15 protein-coding genes are annotated in these 17,254 nt (G+C 70.3%); 3 read left to right on the forward strand and 12 right to left on the reverse strand.

Going from position 1 to position 17,254, the window contains the following annotated elements:
• Positions 1–790 precede the first annotated feature (790 nt).
• The 8 genes from EP757_RS01310 to EP757_RS01350 form a co-directional block, all read right to left on the reverse strand.
• The gene (locus EP757_RS01310) at positions 791–1,009 is read right to left on the reverse strand and encodes a hypothetical protein (RefSeq protein WP_127542381.1); all 219 of its coding nucleotides are present in this window, start codon (positions 1,007–1,009) and stop codon (positions 791–793) included.
• A 17-nt stretch (positions 1,010–1,026) separates the two neighbouring features.
• Positions 1,027–2,289 carry an MFS transporter gene (locus tag EP757_RS01315; protein WP_127542382.1) on the reverse strand — a complete coding sequence of 421 codons (1,263 nt, stop codon included), beginning with the start codon at positions 2,287–2,289 and terminating at the stop codon, positions 1,027–1,029.
• On the reverse strand, positions 2,286–2,870 hold the full coding sequence (locus EP757_RS01320; RefSeq protein ID WP_127542383.1) for a transcriptional regulator: 585 nt from the start codon (positions 2,868–2,870) through the stop codon (positions 2,286–2,288). The genes EP757_RS01315 and EP757_RS01320 overlap by 4 nt, the downstream gene beginning before the upstream one ends.
• 100 nt (positions 2,871–2,970) lie before the next feature.
• Complete coding sequence (locus tag EP757_RS01325; RefSeq protein WP_127542384.1) at positions 2,971–3,459, reverse strand: GyrI-like domain-containing protein; 489 nt, start codon at positions 3,457–3,459, stop codon at positions 2,971–2,973.
• Positions 3,460–3,600: 141 nt separating this feature from the next.
• Entirely contained in the window at positions 3,601–5,403 is a 1,803-nt protein-coding gene (aspS, locus tag EP757_RS01330) for an aspartate--tRNA ligase (protein ID WP_127542385.1), read from the reverse strand.
• Between the two features lie 75 nt (positions 5,404–5,478).
• Complete coding sequence (locus tag EP757_RS01335) at positions 5,479–6,126, reverse strand: hypothetical protein (RefSeq protein WP_197725499.1); 648 nt, start codon at positions 6,124–6,126, stop codon at positions 5,479–5,481.
• A gap of 871 nt (positions 6,127–6,997) precedes the next feature.
• Positions 6,998–7,762, reverse strand: coding sequence for a 2-phosphosulfolactate phosphatase (locus EP757_RS01345; protein WP_127554030.1), 765 nt, complete (start codon positions 7,760–7,762; stop codon positions 6,998–7,000).
• Positions 7,763–7,809: 47 nt separating this feature from the next.
• A complete protein-coding gene (locus EP757_RS01350; RefSeq protein ID WP_232050307.1) occupies positions 7,810–8,967 on the reverse strand; it encodes an alanine racemase in 1,158 nt (385 codons plus the stop codon).
• 28 nt (positions 8,968–8,995) lie between these two features.
• On the opposite strand from EP757_RS01350, the gene EP757_RS01355 reads away from it, so the two are divergent.
• Positions 8,996–9,904: an aminoglycoside phosphotransferase family protein gene (locus EP757_RS01355; RefSeq protein WP_160165749.1), complete on the forward strand. Its 909-nt coding sequence runs from the start codon at positions 8,996–8,998 to the stop codon at positions 9,902–9,904.
• A gap of 371 nt (positions 9,905–10,275) precedes the next feature.
• Here the strand turns inward: EP757_RS01355 and EP757_RS01360 are convergent, their stop codons facing one another.
• Genes EP757_RS01360 through EP757_RS01375 form a run of 4 tightly spaced genes read right to left on the reverse strand, consistent with a single transcriptional unit; the run spans position 10,276 to position 14,619 of the window.
• Positions 10,276–11,661, reverse strand: a complete 1,386-nt coding sequence (locus tag EP757_RS01360) for a beta-N-acetylhexosaminidase (RefSeq protein ID WP_127542388.1) — start codon at positions 11,659–11,661, stop codon at positions 10,276–10,278.
• A complete protein-coding gene (locus EP757_RS01365) occupies positions 11,658–12,497 on the reverse strand; it encodes a carbohydrate ABC transporter permease (protein WP_127542389.1) in 840 nt (279 codons plus the stop codon). The genes EP757_RS01360 and EP757_RS01365 overlap by 4 nt, the downstream gene beginning before the upstream one ends.
• Positions 12,494–13,375, reverse strand: coding sequence for a carbohydrate ABC transporter permease (locus EP757_RS01370; RefSeq protein WP_127542390.1), 882 nt, complete (start codon positions 13,373–13,375; stop codon positions 12,494–12,496). The genes EP757_RS01365 and EP757_RS01370 overlap by 4 nt, the downstream gene beginning before the upstream one ends.
• Positions 13,372–14,619, reverse strand: a complete 1,248-nt coding sequence (locus EP757_RS01375; RefSeq protein WP_127542391.1) for an extracellular solute-binding protein — start codon at positions 14,617–14,619, stop codon at positions 13,372–13,374. Before EP757_RS01375 ends, EP757_RS01370 begins: the two co-directional genes overlap by 4 nt.
• Positions 14,620–14,773: 154 nt before the next feature.
• Between EP757_RS01375 and EP757_RS01380 the strand changes: the two genes are divergently transcribed.
• Complete coding sequence (locus EP757_RS01380; protein ID WP_127542392.1) at positions 14,774–16,057, forward strand: helix-turn-helix domain-containing protein; 1,284 nt, start codon at positions 14,774–14,776, stop codon at positions 16,055–16,057.
• The gene (locus EP757_RS01385) at positions 16,054–17,253 is read left to right on the forward strand and encodes an amidohydrolase family protein (protein ID WP_127542393.1); all 1,200 of its coding nucleotides are present in this window, start codon (positions 16,054–16,056) and stop codon (positions 17,251–17,253) included. Before EP757_RS01380 ends, EP757_RS01385 begins: the two co-directional genes overlap by 4 nt.
• The last annotated feature ends 1 nt before the right edge of the window (position 17,254 follow it).

Genomic DNA, 17,254 nt, shown 5'->3' on the forward strand with positions numbered 1-17,254 from the left:
CACCGCAGTCCCGACCGCCCGCTCCAAGATCCGGGTTCAGTCAGTCATCACTCCAAGATCCGCGTGCAGCGGCCGCCGCTCCAAGATCCGCATGCAGCGGCCGCCGCTCCAAAGGCCGCATGCAGCGGCCGCCGCTCCAAAGGCCGCGTGCAGTGGCCGCCGCTCCAAGATTGCGTCCCGGGCGATCGTTCCGAGGTCCGGGCAGAGCAGCCGGCTGCCCACATCACCCGGCAATCGCGGCACGTGGCGAACGCGGCACGTGGCGAAGCGGCACGTGGCGAACGCGGCACGCGGCGAACGGCTCCAGGTCGAACCGAACCCGGACAGCAGACGACCCGAGCCCCACCGGTATGCACCGGTCGCGACTCGGGTCGTCTGCAGATCAGGCCTCAGCCCTGCGCGCCCGCACGCGGTGGAGCGAGCGCGACAGGAAGAACGCGGGAAGCGCAACTCCCGCCAGAAGCGCCGCCACGCCGATGTGTCAGCACTTCGCGACGCCGACTCGTGCCCAGAGGCGGCGGCTCCACGCGAAGCCGACTCCTGTTGAAGGTCGGCTCCGCACGAGTCAACACCCCTGCGGCGTCAGGTCCACACGGAGCAGACCACTCCTGCAGCGTCAGCGCCGCGCGAGGACGACGCCGCGTGAAGGCGTTGACTGCGCGCGAGGACGACGCCGCGTGAAGGCGTTGACTCCGCGCGAGGACGACGCCGCGTGAAGGCGTTGACTGCGCGCGAGGACGACGCCGCGTGAAGGCGTTGACTGCGCGCGAGGACGGCTTCTGCTTGAGCGTCAGCCTCGGCCCGGGCGGCGGCCGTAGAAGCGGCGGCCGCTGGTACCGGTGCCCGCGCGCGGGCCGCTGCCGATGCCGGCCAGGTAGAGGGAGAGCAGCAGCAGACCGAGCGATGCCAGGGTGGGGAAGTTGAACAGGTCGGGAGCGCCGAAGTTCGTATCCAGCAGATCAGCGAGCAGCCAGATGCCGAAGACGACGGCGGCAGCGATGGCGAGCATCAGGTACCTCCGGGGGATCAGAGAGCCAGTGACCTGCTGGTACCCGCCTGGGAGTGCTCCCGAAACACCTCCTTCGATCTAATCAGGTAGAGAGGCGCCGCCGCGGCCAGCACCACGCCGCCCACGACGATCGCCGTCGGAGTGCCCGCGCCGGCTGCGATCGCTGTCAATACGATCGCGCCGAGCGAGAACCCGGGCTGGCCGACCATCGAGTTGAGCGAGAGCAGACTAGTCCGGAACTCTCCCTCGGCCTGCCGGTGCAACAGTCCGGCGTGGACCGGGTTGGCCGCACCGTGCATCGCGTAACAGAACAGGAACGCGCCGATCACCCCGGCCGGGCCCGCGAACAGGCCCATCCCGACGATCGTGAGGCCCTGCACGACCTTCAGCGTGAAGCCGGACCAGGCAGCGCCGATCCGTCGTGTAAGCAGCGGGACGAGCGCCGCGCCGGCCGCCGACGCCGCCCAGGCCACCGAGTTGACCGGGCCGAGCAGCGCGCCGGCCGCATCGGGGCTGGTCACCTCGCTCAAGCGGACCGCCATGAGCTTCTCGAACGTCACCATCCCGAAGCTCCAGAACAGCTCGACCGCCAGCAGCGCCAGCACCACGCGCGAGCGGCGGACCAGACGCAGCGCCCCGCCGATCGCCGCCGGCACTCCACGGACAGAGGCGGCGAACGCGACGACCCCGCGCGCCGGGCGGTCCTCGTGCATCAGCAGCGCCACGGCCAGCGTGCCCATCGCGCTCACCACGAGAGCGACACAGACCGGAACGGTCAGCGCGCTCATCGGGCCGACCGGCCCCAGCCACACCAGACCACCGCTGATCAGCGCTGCTCCGGCGATCGCGAGCCCGAGCACCACGCCGCTGCGGGCCAGGCCGCCCTCGATGTCGGCTTTCGGATCGGCGGCCAGAGCATGGTCGACGAACCAGGCCTCCAGCGGGCCGCTGTCCAGTGCGCGGTAGACACCTTGTAGTAGATAGGCCGCGGCGAAGAACGCCACCGAATCGGCGAAGGTCCAGATGGCCAGCGACGCGACGTTGACCACCCCGGCGAAGAGCAGCACCGGACGACGGCCGATCGCGTCGGAGAGGCCGCCGGTCGGCAGCTCCAGAATCAGGACCGTGATCCCCTGGATCGCCGCCACCGCCCCGACCTGGGCGATGCTGAGCCCGCGCTCGAGCGGGAGCAGCACCAGCACGGGAATCGTCAGCCCGACCGGGAACCAGCGGATCCCGAGCAGGAAGAGATAGCGGAGACGAATCTGCTCGACGGTCATGACGTGCTCCCCCGCGCCGGGTCCGGTTTGGGCAGCGCTGCCGCATAGAGGTTGACGGGACGGGCGCCCGGACCCGGCTCGACACGGGCGAATCGCTCCACCGTCACCTCGATCGCGTCCATCAGCTCGCGCACCTGGGCGGCGTTGAGATGGAGCAGGTAGTCGGAGACACCGCCGGAGTCACGCCACTCCTCCGGCTCCGCGGACACGCCGTGCTGCCAGGCCTCGGCCAGCTCGACGAACCGGTTGACCTGGAACGTCTCCAGCCAGACGGCGGCCGCCGTGGCATCCGGGTCTCCGGTGTAGTTGCTGCGCTGCCAGCTCGACATCTCGTGCACGGCACGCCACCACCGCTGCTTGCCTCCGCCGGCGCGCGTCTCCTCCTCCACCAGGCCGGCCTCGGCGAGCTGCCGCAGGTGATAGCTGGTCGCGCCCGTGTTGGTGTTGAGCATCTCGGCCAGCTGAGTGGCCGTCATCGGCCCCTCGCCGCGGAGCCGGCCGAGCATGCGGATCCGCAGGGGATGGGCCAGCACCCGGATCTGCCTGCCGGTGAGGTGGACCTGACTCAGCTCGTCTGCCATGCCTGCACAATACCTGTGCACAAATCCTTTGCACAACTTCTGTGCACGGCCTAATGTGGGACGCCCGAGACATCCGGCGGACGGAGTCGATCCGATGTGGTCAGTCAGCGAGCTTGAAGAGCAGCACCGTTTCCCACTTGTGCATGTCGGGCTGCTCGGCGGGGTTGGTCATGAGCATCTCCAACCGGCAGGCCCACTCCTCGCCGGTGGGGGTCGGCCTCATGTCCCACGCGAGGCCCTGATCCTGCGCCCACCCGAGGAGCCGGGCGGTGACGGCCATCAGCTCGTCGGGATGGCCCACGTGCACGAGGGTGGCATAGCGGCCGGCGGGCAGGGTGCCGACGAATCCGGGCCCGTCCACCTCGACCGGCGCGGCGAGCGGGATGCCCGCCTCGACCAGCATCTCAGCGGACATGTCGATCACGCGGTAACGGAAGAAGGGTGCCCCGGCGACGGGTACGCCACGGTCCGCCAGATCGGCGAACATGGTGGGCAGATGATCCGCCACGCGGGCGAACTCGGTCATCGTGATCGATTCGCGGCGGCCGAGATAAAGCTGCTCGGCACGGTTGACGATGGTCGGCTCCATACGGCCAGTCTCGCCGGATCACCAGGGGACCGCACTTCACCCGTACGAAATGGGGCCGATCTTGATCTTGGTCTTCCGGGCATGAAAAAGCCGGACCAACTCGGGCAGCGAGCTGGTCCGGCGTCCCGGTCGGCCGGGAGATCAGTTCGAGTGCTGGACCGGTGCGGCCTGACCGTCGGTGCCCGGCGTGCCGGCGGCGGCCTTCGGCTTGGCGTCGATGCCGGCCTCGAGGCGCTGCTGCGTGGTGATCGGCGTCGGCGCGGTGGTCAGCGGGTCGAAACCGCCACGGGTCTTCGGGAAGGCGATGACCTCGCGGATCGACTCGTTGCCGGAGAGCAGCATGCAGGTGCGGTCCCAGCCGAGGGCGATGCCGGCGTGCGGCGGCGGGCCGTACTTGAAGGCTTCGAGCAGGAAGCCGAACTTGTCCGCGGCCTCCTCCGGCGTGATGCCGAGCAGCTCGAAGACGCGGCTCTGCACGTCGGCGCGGTGGATACGGACCGAGCCGCCACCGATCTCGTTGCCGTTGCACACGATGTCGTATGCATAGGCGAGCGCCTTGTCGGGCGCCTCCTCGAACCGGGGCTCCCACTCCTCGTTCGGCGAGGTGAAGGGGTGGTGCACCGCGGTCCACCCGCCGTCGTCCGTCTTCTCGAACATCGGAGCGTCGACGACCCAGCAGAACGCCCAGGCCGACTCGTCGATCAGCTTGGCGCGCTTCGCGATCTCGATGCGGGCCGCGCCGAGAAGCTCCTGCGCCTCACGCTTGTCGGTGGACGCCGCGAAGAAGACGGCGTCACCCGGCTTGGCGCCGACGGTGTCGGCGAGGCCACCGAGGTGCGCGGCGGAGAGGTTCTTGGCGACCGGGCCACGCGGCTCGCCGGTCTCCGCGTCGAGGACGACGTAGGCGAGACCGCGGGCGCCACGGGCCTTCGCCCAGTCCTGCCAGCCGTCCAGCTCCTTGCGGGTCTGCGAGGCGCCGCCGGGCATCACGACCGCGCCGACGTAACCGCCCGCGTCGATCGCGCCGGCGAAGACACGGAACTCGGTGCCACGGAGGTAATCGGTCAGCTCGACCAGTTCCACGCCGTACCGCAGGTCGGGCTTGTCCGAACCGTAGCGGTTCATCGCGTCGGTCCAGGTGATCCGCGGGATCGGCAGCGGGATCTCGTAACCGGCGAGCTCACTCCAGAGCTTCGAGACGATCTCCTCACCGAGGGCGATCACGTCGTCCTGGGTGACGAAGGACATCTCGATGTCGAGCTGGGTGAACTCCGGCTGGCGGTCGGCGCGGAAGTCCTCGTCCCGGTAACAACGGGCGATCTGGTAATACCGCTCCATGCCGGCGACCATCAGCAGCTGCTTGAAGAGCTGCGGCGACTGCGGCAGGGCGTACCAGGTGCCGGGCTGCAGCCGGACCGGGACCAGGAAGTCGCGGGCGCCCTCGGGCGTCGACCGGGTCAGGGTCGGCGTCTCGATCTCGTTGAAGTCGCGGGCGTGCAGCACCTCGCGCGCGATCTGGTTGGCGCGGCTGCGCAGGCGCAGCGCCTTCGCCGGGCCGGAACGGCGCAGGTCGAGGTAGCGGTACTTGAGACGCAGGTCGTCGGCCGCCGTGATGGTGTCATCGATCGGCAGCGGCAGCGGGGCCGCCTCGGAGAGGACGACCAGCTCGCTGGCGACGACCTCGATCGCGCCGGTGGCCAGCTCCGGGTTCTCGTTGCCGTCCGGGCGGGCGTTGACCTCGCCGATGACCTTCACGCAGAACTCGTTGCGCAGGGCGTGCGCGTCCTCTTCGCGGAAGACGACCTGGACCACGCCGGAGGCGTCGCGAAGGTCGACGAAGATGACACCGCCGTGGTCACGCCGGCGGGCAACCCACCCGGCGAGCGTCACCGTCGTGCCGGCGTCACTGGCGCGCAGTGTGCCGGCGTCATGGGTACGGATCACGGAAATGTCTCCTTACAGAGTTCGCGGGGCGCACCCGACATTCTGTCAGGCACGCCCCGCGCTGCGTGCCACGGGTTAGTCAGGGACTCTCCACGACGTGGCTCGCAGGCCGGCGGTGCCGGTGCCGCCGACGTCGATGATCTCCACAAGCGCGATGACCGCCGGCACGTCCGCGGTCTGCACACACAGGGCCGTCCCCTTCTTGACCTCGACGTCCGAGCCGGGCCCGAGCGGGCTCGTCCGGATCGCCCGCAGGCAGCCGGCCGCGTCTACGTCGGCATTGCTCCGCTGGCTGCCACCAGCCGCTCCGGCGCCGAGGCTCAGACGGGGTGGCTCGTCGCCACACCGGCTGTCGTAACGCAGGTCGGCCACCTGCTGTTGCGCGTCGGCTCGCGGTTCGTCCAGGTCGAGGAAGATCACAGCCGAGCAGCCGACCTGCACCCGGAGGGGCTCCTTCGCGTAGGCGACGGGGTACTCCTCGGGTTCGGGCGGGCGTTCCGCGGGGGTGGTGGTGCCGGCTGCGGGCATTGACATCGAGGAGTGGGCGGCGGCCAGGCCGAACGCCTGCCAGGAGAAGTAGCCGGCCGCGGCGGATACCAGTAGGGCGACCACGCTGATCATCACGGCCAGGGCTGCGCCGCGGCGTCGTTTCGCCTTCGGTGGTGGCTCGGGCTGAGCTTCCGCCTCCTGCGAGGACGAGGACGAGGACGTGGGCAAGGACATGGGCGAGAGCGGGGGCTGGGGCGAGGACGCGGGCAAGGGCGGGGGCGAGGCTTCCGGTTGGGGTCTCGTCGCGTTCAGCGGTTCGGTGGGGCCTTCCGGGATGGGGGAATCGAGATTGCGGCGATCCGGCTCTCGTAGTGACCAGCCGTGGTTTGGCGGGAACGGGCGGCCTTGGTCGCGGGCTGGCCCTGAAGAGCGCGGCATGTTCGGGGGTTGCGCATGGTCACGGTTCACGGGCGCGCCTGGGCCTGCTGTGTGCCGCTGCGGATAAGCCGCTCCGTCCGCTGGATAGACGTCTCGGCCCGCGGGATTGCTCGGGCTGTGCGCGGCGTAGCCGGTGTTGTCGGCGTAGTAGGCGTCGGCGTAGTAGGCGGCGTCGGCGCGGGGATCGGTTGGCGTGGTGGCGGGGTGGGTGGTTTCGCTGGGATACGGGGAGCGGGCTGAGGGATAGGCGGCTGGGAGGTCGCGCGGCCGCGGAGAGGGGTGAGGGGTCGGCGGGCGCTGGGCGGGAATGACCGGGTGGCCGGGAGCACGGGCGGAGGGCTGGTCAGGCGCGGCCTGGTTAGGCGAGGGCTGGTTAGGCGCGGACTGAATGGGCGAGGGCTGGTTAGGCGCGGACTGAATGGGCGAGGACTGACTGGGTGAGGACTGAATGGGCGAGGACTGACTGGGCGAGGACTGACTGGACGCGGACTGACTCGGCGCGGACTGACTGAACGACGGCTGACTAGCGGCTGCGCGGAAAACGGGCATGGCGAACTCCGGCGGCACATAGGAGGAAATGCATTAACGGCGCAGAACTACCGTAAACAGGCGTGATCTCGGTGGGCCATCCCTCGGCAAGGCGACCCACCGCATGGATGACTTGCGATTAAACGCCCGCTTGGCGGAACCAGCCGTCCTGGAGGACCGGGACTGAGGTGCTGGCGTCGAAGGCTGCGGCCACCTCTACGTCAGCGTGGTAGCCGCCTGCTGTCAGTTCGCGGCCCGAGGCGGTGGCCGCCAGGGCTGCTGGGAGGTCGGTGGCGACTGCGCGATAGGCGGCTATCGCCACGCCGGCTTCCGGAGAGCGACGCAACGCCGACGGAACGGACGGAGTCGAGAGGTGATGGAGGAAGGCACCCGCTCCCCAGAGATCTTCGGGGGCGGGCCTGAGAGAGGTGTCGGGCCAGCGTTCGCCGGCTGCCACCACGGCTATCGGGCGGCCGGCAGCGCGGGATCGGACCCAGGCTGCGGCGGCAGGGGCGTTACGGAGGGAGACGCCTACGACGGTGGCGCCGGTCGCGTCCAGGGAAGCGGCGATCGTGGAACCGTTGGGGGACGGGAGGACCAGACGTTCGATGGGCCGGCGGGAGGCTGCCTCGGCGATCGTCGCCGGGGAGAGGCTCACCTCGCCCGGGCCGGCCACCGAGCGGCCCACCGCCAGGACGGCTCGGTGCCGGGCCGCGGTCTCGGCGGCGGAGGCGTCGCGCCAGCGGTACGGCAGGACGGCCGCGCCGTGATCGACGGCGACCGTCAGGGCGGTGGTGAAGGACAGGACGTCGATCACCGCCACGAAGGCCGCACCCCCAGCGATCGCCAGGGCGCCGGTCGGGCCCCAGTCGAACCTGACGTCGTAGTCGCCCTGGCTGAACACGTCCACGAGTTCTCCCGAACCTCAGAACCGAACCTCAGAAACGAACCTCAGAAATACGTCTCCAGGACATCCACCACCCGGCGCTCCTCGTCCACGACCGGAATGGCGCGCCACTTGTCGAAGGCCGTGCACGGATGCGAGATGCCGAACCGGATCAGGGTTCCGGGTGTCAGGTCGGCACCGGCGACGGACAGGTAGGTGTGATGGTCGTTCAGCTTCGTGACGGTGATGCCCTCGGCCGGCAGATCGGGGAAGACCGACAGCGGCACCGGCAAACCCTCGTCGAAGGGCGCGTCCCGCTTCCCCATGCCGACGATCGCGAGACCCGGCTCAGGAGTGGAGAGAACCTGCGCCCAGATCTCCAGTGCGGCGTCGAGCGGCCCTTCGGAGGGGACCCGCACGAACGGGGTCCGCGTCCGGTAGAAGCCGTCGTCATGGGTGACCGAAGCGCCACTACGCACCAAGATCCGGGCCTGCGAACCCACCCTGGCGAACCGCTCGATCACCCGGTCGAACCAGGCACTGCCACCGGCGGACAACCATGGTCGCTCCGGCAGCAGTCCCGCCGCGCCGAGCCGCAGGAAGCCGTCGACCAGCAGGTCCAGGAAGCCGTCGACGGCGTCGACGTCGGGCAGTTGCCCTTCGTACCCGGTGACGCCGGCCAACTCCAGACCCGGCGCCGCCGCGACTGCCCGGGCCACCGCCTCCAGGGCGTCGAGATCACGGACACCGGTACGCCCGCCCGGATGCCCCAGCTCCACGAGCACCCGGAGGGGACCGCCGGTGGCCGCCGCCGCTTCGACCCCGGCGATCGAGTCGACCTGGAAGCAGACCTCCCAGCCGGCCGCCGATTCGCGGGCGAGCCAGGCCAGCGCCGTCGGATCAAGGACCTGGTTGGCGATCAGCACCCGGTCGATGCCGAGCCGCCGCAGCACCAGGGCCTGATTGGGGGTCGCGACGGTCATCCCCCACGCGCCGGCCCGCATCTGCGCGTCGAGGAGGCCGGGCGCCATCGTCGTCTTGGCGTGCGGGGCGAATTCGACGCCGTGCCGGCGGCAGTACGCCGCCATCGTCGCGATGTTCGCCGCCACCGCGTCACGCCGCACCACCATGAGTGGCCACGTGAAGCCACCGTCGAAGATGCTGGGGTTCCCCGAGAACGTCCCCTCGGGCAGCCAGAACCCCTTGCTCCGCCAGTCGATCATCACGCAACCTCCAAGGAAAAAGCGACTCATGCTCCCCGCATCCTTCACCAGCGCGGTCGGCGAATGCTTCGGTGACACCGGCCGCCGCTGGCTGGCGACCCTTCCCGCGCGGGTCCGGGATCTGCTGCGGGACTGGGATCTGACGCCGGCGGGCCCGCTCCCGCTGAGCCTCAACTACGTGATCCGCGTCCGGCGCGCGGACGGCACCCCCGCCGTGCTCAAGCTGGGCGTTCCGGAGGCGGGCCACATCGCCGACGAGGCCACGACCTTGGAGTTCTTCGGCGGCCGGGGCGCCGTCCGGCTCCTCGCGAGCGATGACGAGCGCGGGGCGTTGCTTCTGGAAGAGGCATTTCCTGGTACGCCGGCCGCCCAGCTCTCCCCGACCTCCGACCCGACAGCGACCGCCGCCCTGATCCGGGTTGTCCGGAGACTCCACCGGCCCGCCCCGGACGGCGTACCGCTGCCGGAACTGTCCGACCGGCTCGCGACGTTCGCGCAGCACCTGAAGCGGTTCCCCGGCGACGACCCGCTGCCCCGGAGCCTGGTGGAGCGGGGAGCCCGAGTCTTCGCCGAACTCTGCGCCACGGCCACCGGACGGGTGGTCCTGCACGGCGACCTCCACCACGGCAACATCCTGACCGCCGCCCGGGAGCCGTGGCTCGCGATCGACCCGCACGGCGTGATCGGCGATCCGGGGTACGAGATCGGCGCCCTGCTCTACAACCCGAACCCGGAGAGCGACGACGACACCGTCCTGGACCTGCTGCCGAGCCGGATCGAGCAACTGGCGGACGGCCTCGCCATACCGGCCGAACGCATTATCGGCTGGGGTTTCGCCCAGGCCGTCCTCTCCGAACTGTGGACCGCCACCGGCTCCGGCAAACCCGGCAGACGCCCCCTGCGCGTAGCGCACCGCCTGCTCCCCCTGCTCCCGTGAACGCTCCAAGATCGCCGAGAGGGCACCAGCAACGGAAGATTCCAAGATCGCCGAGAGAACGCGGCCAACGGCAGGATCCAAGATCGCCGAAGGGGCACAGCCGACCGGAAACTCCAAGATCGCACAGGAGGCACGACCGACCGGAGAATCCAAGATCGCACAGGAGGCACGACCGACCGGAGAATCCAAGATCGCACAGGGGGCACGGCCGACCGGAGAATCCAAGGTCGCTGAAGGGGCCCGGCCAACCGGAGAATCCAAGATCACACAGGGGGCACGGCCAACGGGAGAATCCGAGATCGTTGACCGGGGCACGACCGACCGGCGGATTCGCGATTGTCGAGGGGCGAGTGCGGCGGCGAGCTTGGGGGTCACCGCAGGTCTGCTGTCATCTCGTGTAGTTCGGCCAGGCGGGAAGCGAGGGTTCGTGGATTGCCCGGCGCGTCGGGCCGGCCGTCGGAAGGGCGCGGGCCCGTCAGCGGACGGTAGTTGACGCCCATCGCGTCGAGGCGGGCCAGGTGGGCGGGCAGCCGGGCGGAGAAGTCGGCGAAGTCGCGTTCGGTCCTGCTCCACACCACTTCGGCGAAGGCGCAGAGCCGGGGGAAGGCCATGTACTCGACCCGCCGCAGCGACTCCATGTGCTCGGTCCACAGGTTCGCCTGGCAGCCGAGCACCAGCGGTGACGACGGCGGCTCGTAGGCGTAGACGTCTTCCAGGGTCAGGAGCGTGCCCACCGGGGTCGGCTCGCCGGGGTCGTCGGACTGCCGGTAGTCCAGGTAGAGCTTCACGTCGGGGCAGGCCACGACCTGATGACCGGCCCGGATGGCGACGGCGGCCGGTTCCTCGCCCCGCCACGCGGCGATCACGGCGCCGGGAGGGGCGCCACCGGCCAGGATCTCGTCCCAGCCGTAGACGCGACGGCCCCGGCTCGCGAGATGGGCGGCCATCGCCGCGGTGAACGCCACCTGGAGTTCCCGGCCGCCGGGCCACTCGTCGGCCGGGCATTCGTCGCCGCCGATACCGATGAGCGGGGACGGGAAGATGTCGCAGACGTGGTCGAGCACTTCCCGGCAGAAGTCGAGGGTGGCCGGTTCCAGGTTGAGCACGTGCGTCGAGATGCCCCAGGCGGTGCGGACCGGGCCGGTGAAGCCGTTGCCGAGCTCGGGGTAGGCCGCGATCGCCGCCTGCATGTGCCCGGGCATGTCGATCTCCGGGACCACGGTGATGTGCCGGTCCGCCGCGTACGCCACGATCTCGCGGAGTTCGCCGGTGGTGTAGAAGCCGCCGTGCGGCCGGCCGTCGTAGAGGTTGTGGATCCGGGATCCGCGCATCGACTCGCTGCGCCACGCGCCGACCGACGTGAGCCGCGGCCGGCCGGGCACCTCGATCCGCCAGCCCTGGTCGTCGGTGAGGTGCAGGTGCAGCACGTTGAGCTTGTGGAAGGCGAGAAGATCGAGGAAACGCAGGAGATCCGGTACGGGCATGAAGTGCCGTGCGACATCGAGCAGGACACCCCGCCAGGCGAACCGTGGCGCGTCCTCGATGTGCACGTGCGCATCGGGCGGCAGCTGGTCGAGGGTCCGCAACCCGTAGAAGAGGCCCGCCTCCGAGCCGGCGGTCAGATCCACGCCGGAATCCGAGCGGTCCAGCACGTAGGCCTCGCGGCCGAGCCCCGGGTCGATGTGGGTGCGGACCTCGTCGGACTCGATGGTCCTCGCACGGTGCTCCCGGCGTACGAGGAATGGTTGTGGAATCAATCCTTCACCGCCCCGCCCAGGCCTGCGACGAGGCGGCGCCGCACGATCAGGAAGAAGATCAGCACGGGCACTGTCATCAGCGTGGACGCCGCCATGATGGCACCCCAGTCGTTCTCGTCGGGCTTGAAGAAGACCAGCAGGGCCATCGGCAACGTCTGGTTGTCCGCCTCGCTGATGATGAAGGTACGCGCGAACAGGAAGTCGTTCCACGCGTGGATGAAGGAGAACACGCTGACGGCCGCGAGACCCGGCGCCACCAGCGGGAACAGGATCCGCCAGAGCACCGTGAAGCGGCCGGCGCCGTCGAGTTGGGCGGCCTCGTCGAGCTCGTCCGGGATGGCCTGGACGAAACCGCGCAGCATCCAGATCGCGAACGGCAGCGTGAACGCGGTGTGCACCAGCATCAGCGAGCCGAGCGTGTTGAGCCCGATCCCCGGCGCGACCGTCCCGATGTCGCGGACCAGGAAGAACAGCGGGATGGTCAGCGCCTCGATCGGCACCATCTGGGCGATCAGGAACGTCACCAGGATCGTCGTGCGGAACCGGAAGTGGAAACGGGTCAGCGCGACGGCCGCCAGGAACGCGATCAGGCCGGAGACGACCACCACGACGAGCGCGACGAGGACGCTGTTCAGCAGATACCGGCCGAAGTCGTTCACGGCGAGCACCCGGTGGAACGCGTCGAGCGAGGGATGCAGCGTCCACGGGCGCTGGTCGAGCGACTGGATCTCGCCGGCCGGCTTCACCGCCGACAGCACCATCCAGTAGATCGGGAAGACGGTGACCAGCGCGATCAGCACCGCCACCGCGTCGAGCAGGCGACGACCGGCCCTCATAGCTGTTCTCCCGATCGGCGCAGGGTCCTGAGGTAGACGACGGTGACGGCGAGCAGGATCAGCATCATCACCACGCCGATCGCGGCGCCGCGGCTGTACTCGCTGGAGGCGAAGGCCTGCTGGTAGGCGTAGACGTTGAGGGTGAGGTTCTGACCGGCGAGGCCGCCGCCGCGGGTCATCACGTAGATCTGGGTGAAGACCTTGAAGTCCCAGATGATCGACTGGATCACCACGATGGCGAGTACCGGACGCAGGATCGGCACCATGATCTGCCAGAAGGCGCGCCAGGCGTTCGCGCCGTCCAGCGACGCCGCCTCCAGGACCGACTTCGGGATCGCCTCGATGCCGGCGTACAGCGTCACCATCACGAACGGGAACGACGCCCACACCACCACCGCGCCGACCAGGGCGAACGCGGTGTACCTGTCGTACATCCAGTTGAAGCCCTCGAGACCGAGCAGCTGGTTGACGAAGCCGAGGTCGGTGTCGAAGAGGAACATCCAGGTGGTCGAGCCGGAGACGGCGGGCACCGCCCACGCGGCCATCGCGGCGACCGACAGCAGCAGCCGCGGCAGCCGGCTGATCCGGGTGAGCAGGACCGCCAGTCCCGCGCCGACCGCGAGCGTGGCGATCACACAGCCGGCCGCGAACACCACCGTGGCGCCGAGCACCGACCAGAACCGCGGGTCGGCGAAGAGCTCGGTGTAGTTGTCCGCGCCGACGAACCGGGTCGGCTGCCCGCCGCTGACCTGCGCCTGGGTGAAGTCGAGCACGGACAGCAGGCCGAGCTGGTACATCGGATAGAGGAACAGGCCCCCGAGCACCACCGCGGCCGGCAGTAGCAGCCAGAGTGGCGCCCGGGTCTTGACTCGTTTCACTTCGCGAGGGCCTCGTCGATCTGCTTCGCGGCCTCGGCGGTGGCCTCGTCCACTGTCGCCTTGCCGGTGGCGACCTTCTCGATCATCGTGGGCAGCACCGCGGAGGCGTCGATCTTGCCCCAGCCCGGGTTCAGCGGGACGAACTTGGTGCCGGCGCTGATGGTGTCGATGAACGGCTTCACGAAGGTGTCCTGGGCGGCGATCTCGTCGCTCGCGGACTTCAGCGTCGGCAGGTTGCCCATCGCGTCGTACATCTTGGCCTGGTACTTCTTGCCGGCCAGCAGGGTCAGGAAGTCGGCGGCCAGGGCCGGGCGCTGGGCGTTCTTCATGATGCCGAGGTTGTTGCCGCCGGCGAAGGCGGGCGCGACCGATCCGGCGGCGACGCCGGGGAGCGGGACCACGGCGTACTTGCCCTTCGCCACGCCGGCGTCGACGGCGGCCCGGTTGAAGTTGCCGAGGATGCCCATCGCGGCCTTGCCACTGGCGAACAGGTCGACGGTCTTGCCGCCGGTCAGGTCGGCGCAGTTCTGCGGCGGGCAGTTGTCCTCGCTGATCAGGTCGGTGTAGAGCTTGAGACCGGCCTTCGCGGCGTCCGAGTCGATGTCGGTGAGTTCGCCGCCGTTGGCCCAGACGAAGGGCATCGCGCCGTAGGTGTACTTGCCGCCGACGGCGATGCCGTACATGTCCGGTTTCTGAGCCCGGATCTGACGCGCCGTCGTGGTCAGCTCCGCCAGGGTCGCCGGCGGCTTGAGGCCGAGCGAGGCGAAGACGTCGGTGCGGTAGTAGAGGGCACGGACGCCGACGTACCACGGGATGCCGAGCAGAGTGCCCTCGTAGGTGGCGCTGGCCTTGGCGTCGGCGGACAGGTCCTCCTGCGGCAACGATCCCAGATCGGCGAGACCACCCGCCGCCGCGTACTCGGGCAGGTCGGTGTTGCCGTACTCGACCACGTCCGGCGCGCTCGACGGGTCGTTGAAGGCGCCCTTGAACCGCTCGCTGCGGGTGTCCACCGGGATGTACTGGATCTCCACGGTGGTGTCCGGGTGCGACCCGGTGAACTCGGCGATCGCCTCGTTGACCACCGCCTCCTTGGGCGCCCGGTTGGGCTCGTCGAACAGCCACACCTTGAGGGCGCCGGTCTTCGGGCCGCCGTCGGTCGCGGTCTCGGCGGGGGCGGAGGTGGACGGCGCACAGGCGGTCAGCGCGAGGGTGACGGCCGCGACGGCGGCGAGACGTATCTTCATCGGCACTCCTGACGAACCAGGTTCGTTAATAGTTCGTTTATTGGCGCGTCCCAGACTGCTGGTGAACATTGCGAATCGTCAAGACCTTGCTTGTTAACTCCATGAGCGCGATGATTCAGCGGCTATTTACGAACTACTTGGGAACCAAGGGGGCATGGTGATCGGTCTGGTGGTCCACGCCGGACACCGGGCACGGTTCGCCGACGCGGCGAGCACGCTGAGCGGCGTCGAGGTCGCCTGGGCGGTCTACGAGCACGAGGACGAGATCCGCGACCGGGTGGCCGGGCTGCTCGCCGACCACCGCCCCGACGGGCTGCTCCTCGGCCTGGTCCCGTACGCCCGGGCCCGCGACCTGATCCCCGCCGACATGCCCTTCTCGGTCACCCGCTCGGCCGCCCTCGACCTGGCGCTGGCCTGGGCGCGGGCCCGGGGCAACGGCTGGCCGGCCACCCCGGTCAGCATCGACACGTTCGCGAGCGAGACGATCGACGAGGTGGCCGAGGCGCTCGGCCTGGACCGCTCGGCGATCACCGCCTGCCCCTTCGACCCGGATCAGCCGGTCGCCGACGTGGTGGCGTTCCACCGCGAGCAGCTGGCTCGTACCGGCGCCCCCTATGTCATCAGCGTCCGGATGGGCGTCGCCGCCGCGCTCGACGGGCAGACCGCCGTGCTGCACGCCCTCGCCACCCCCGGCACCATCCGCGCCGACCTGCACGAGCTCGCGCTGCGGATCCGCAACAAGCGGGCCGACGGGCAGCGCTTCGCGGCGGCGCTCTTCCGCCTCGCCTCCCCCCGGCCCGACCTCGACCTGGCCCGCGTCGGCCTGCAGCACCTGCTGCTCGGCACCCCCGAGTTCGCCGACGCCTGGATCGACCAGCGGGGCGCACGAGGCGTCCTGGTGCTGGCGCCCGCCTCGCTCTTCGAGACCGTCACCCAGCAGTGGACCGGGCTGCCGGTGCTCGCCGAGGCCCGAGACGCGCTGGGCATCCAGGCGGTCGCCGGCTTCGGCATCGGGCCCACCGCACGGCTCAGCGTCACCCTGGCCGAACGCGCCGCCGCCCGCGCCGAACAGGACGCCGAACCCGGGGCGTACCTCTTCACCGGCGACGGGGTGACGATCGGGCCGATGGGGGCCGCCGCGACGCCGCTCGCCTACACCTACCGGGAGCACGGCGACCTCGAAGACCTCGCCGAGCGGGCGGGGCTCAGCCCGGCGACCCTCTCCCGGCTCGCCGCGCTGGAACGGTCGCTGGACGGCCGGCCGCTCTCCCCCAGCGAGCTGGCCCGGTCGCTGGGGATCACCGACCCGAGCGGGCGCCGGCTGATCCGCAAACTCACGTCGGCAGCGCTCGTGACCGAGACCGGCAGCGCGCAGGAACATCGGAAGGGCCGGCCGACGCGGCTCTACCGGCTGGCCATCTCGGAGGCTCTCGGGTGACGTGGGACCTGCTTCTCAGCGGCGGTGACGCCGACATCGCGATCTCCGGCGGCCGGATCGCCGCGATCGGCCCGGGACTCCCCCGGGACGCCCGCGAGATCGCCGACGTCAGCGGCTGCCTGGTGACACCGGGGCTGATAGACCTGCACACGCACGTCGGCCCGGGATACTGGGGCATCGACCCGGATCCGATCGCCTGGTGTTCCGGCGTCACCACGTGGGTGGACGCCGGCTCCGCGGGCGCGTACACGGTGGCCGGCCTGCGCCGCGTCGCGGAGACCGCCGCGGTGCGGGTGCACGCCCTGCTCAACATCTCCGCCGTCGGGCTGGCCGGCCGGACCGGGGAGAGCCGGGATCTGGCCAACTGCGACGTCGCGCTGGCGATCGACGCCGTTCAGGCGAACCGGGACCTGTTCCACGGCATCAAGGTGCGGATCGACGCCGAGACGGTCGGCGCCAACGGGGTCGAGCCGCTGCGCCGAGGGCTGGAGGCGGCACAGGCGTGCGGCGTCCCCGTCATGGTCCACATCGGCACCGCCCCGCCGTCGCTCGACGAGGTCCTCGACCTGCTGCGTCCCGGCGACCTGATGACGCACTGCGCGAGCGGCATCGCGGCGCCGCTCGGGCCGTCGGTACGAGCCGCCGCCGAGCGTGGTGTGCTGCTCGACCTCGGGCACGGGTCCGGCGGGTTCGCGTTCGACGTGCTCGAACGCCAGCTGGACGCGGGGCTGCTGCCGACGACCGTCTCCACCGATCTGCACGCGCGCTCGCTGCACGGCCCGGTCTTCGACCTGCCCACCACGATGGCGAAACTGCTGGCCGTGGGGGTGCCGCTGGACGGCGTGGTCGAGGCGGTCACCACGCATCCGGCGCGGGCGCTGGGACTCTCCTGCGGGTTGGCGGTGGGCGCTCCGGCCGACATCGCGGTCTTCGACGTACGGAAGGAGCCGTTCACCGTTGTCGACGCGCACCGCCAGACCCGGGTCTCCCCGATCCGGCTCGTCAATCGCGCCACCTATGTGGCCGGCCGGCTGCTCCCGCCCCGCCTCCCGGCCCCGCCCGCGCCGTGGATCCCGCTCACCGGCGCCCAGCGATCGGCGCTCGACCACCGCACCCGAGCCATCCGTGACCTGCTCACCACCCCGCTGGTCGGGGTGGACGGGCTGGCCGAACAGTTCCCTAGAAGGAGTAAGTGAC

The organism is Actinoplanes sp. OR16, assembly GCF_004001265.1.
Taxonomy (GTDB): domain Bacteria; phylum Actinomycetota; class Actinomycetes; order Mycobacteriales; family Micromonosporaceae; genus Actinoplanes.

Bases quoted from the DNA above. Each gene is read 5' to 3' on its own strand.
- EP757_RS01310 (WP_127542381.1), bottom strand. From the start codon at position 1,009: ATGCTCGCCATCGCTGCCGCCGTCGTCTTCGGCATCTGGCTGCTCGCT.
- EP757_RS01315 (WP_127542382.1), bottom strand. From the start codon at position 2,289: ATGACCGTCGAGCAGATTCGTCTCCGCTATCTCTTCCTGCTCGGGATC.
- EP757_RS01320 (WP_127542383.1), bottom strand. From the start codon at position 2,870: ATGGCAGACGAGCTGAGTCAGGTCCACCTCACCGGCAGGCAGATCCGG.
- EP757_RS01325 (WP_127542384.1), bottom strand. From the start codon at position 3,459: ATGGAGCCGACCATCGTCAACCGTGCCGAGCAGCTTTATCTCGGCCGC.
- EP757_RS01335 (WP_197725499.1), bottom strand. From the start codon at position 6,126: ATGTCCTTGCCCACGTCCTCGTCCTCGTCCTCGCAGGAGGCGGAAGCT.
- EP757_RS01350 (WP_232050307.1), bottom strand. From the start codon at position 8,967: ATGATCGACTGGCGGAGCAAGGGGTTCTGGCTGCCCGAGGGGACGTTC.
- EP757_RS01355 (WP_160165749.1), top strand. From the start codon at position 8,996: ATGCTCCCCGCATCCTTCACCAGCGCGGTCGGCGAATGCTTCGGTGAC.
- EP757_RS01365 (WP_127542389.1), bottom strand. From the start codon at position 12,497: ATGAGGGCCGGTCGTCGCCTGCTCGACGCGGTGGCGGTGCTGATCGCG.
- EP757_RS01375 (WP_127542391.1), bottom strand. From the start codon at position 14,619: ATGAAGATACGTCTCGCCGCCGTCGCGGCCGTCACCCTCGCGCTGACC.
- EP757_RS01380 (WP_127542392.1), top strand. From the start codon at position 14,774: ATGGTGATCGGTCTGGTGGTCCACGCCGGACACCGGGCACGGTTCGCC.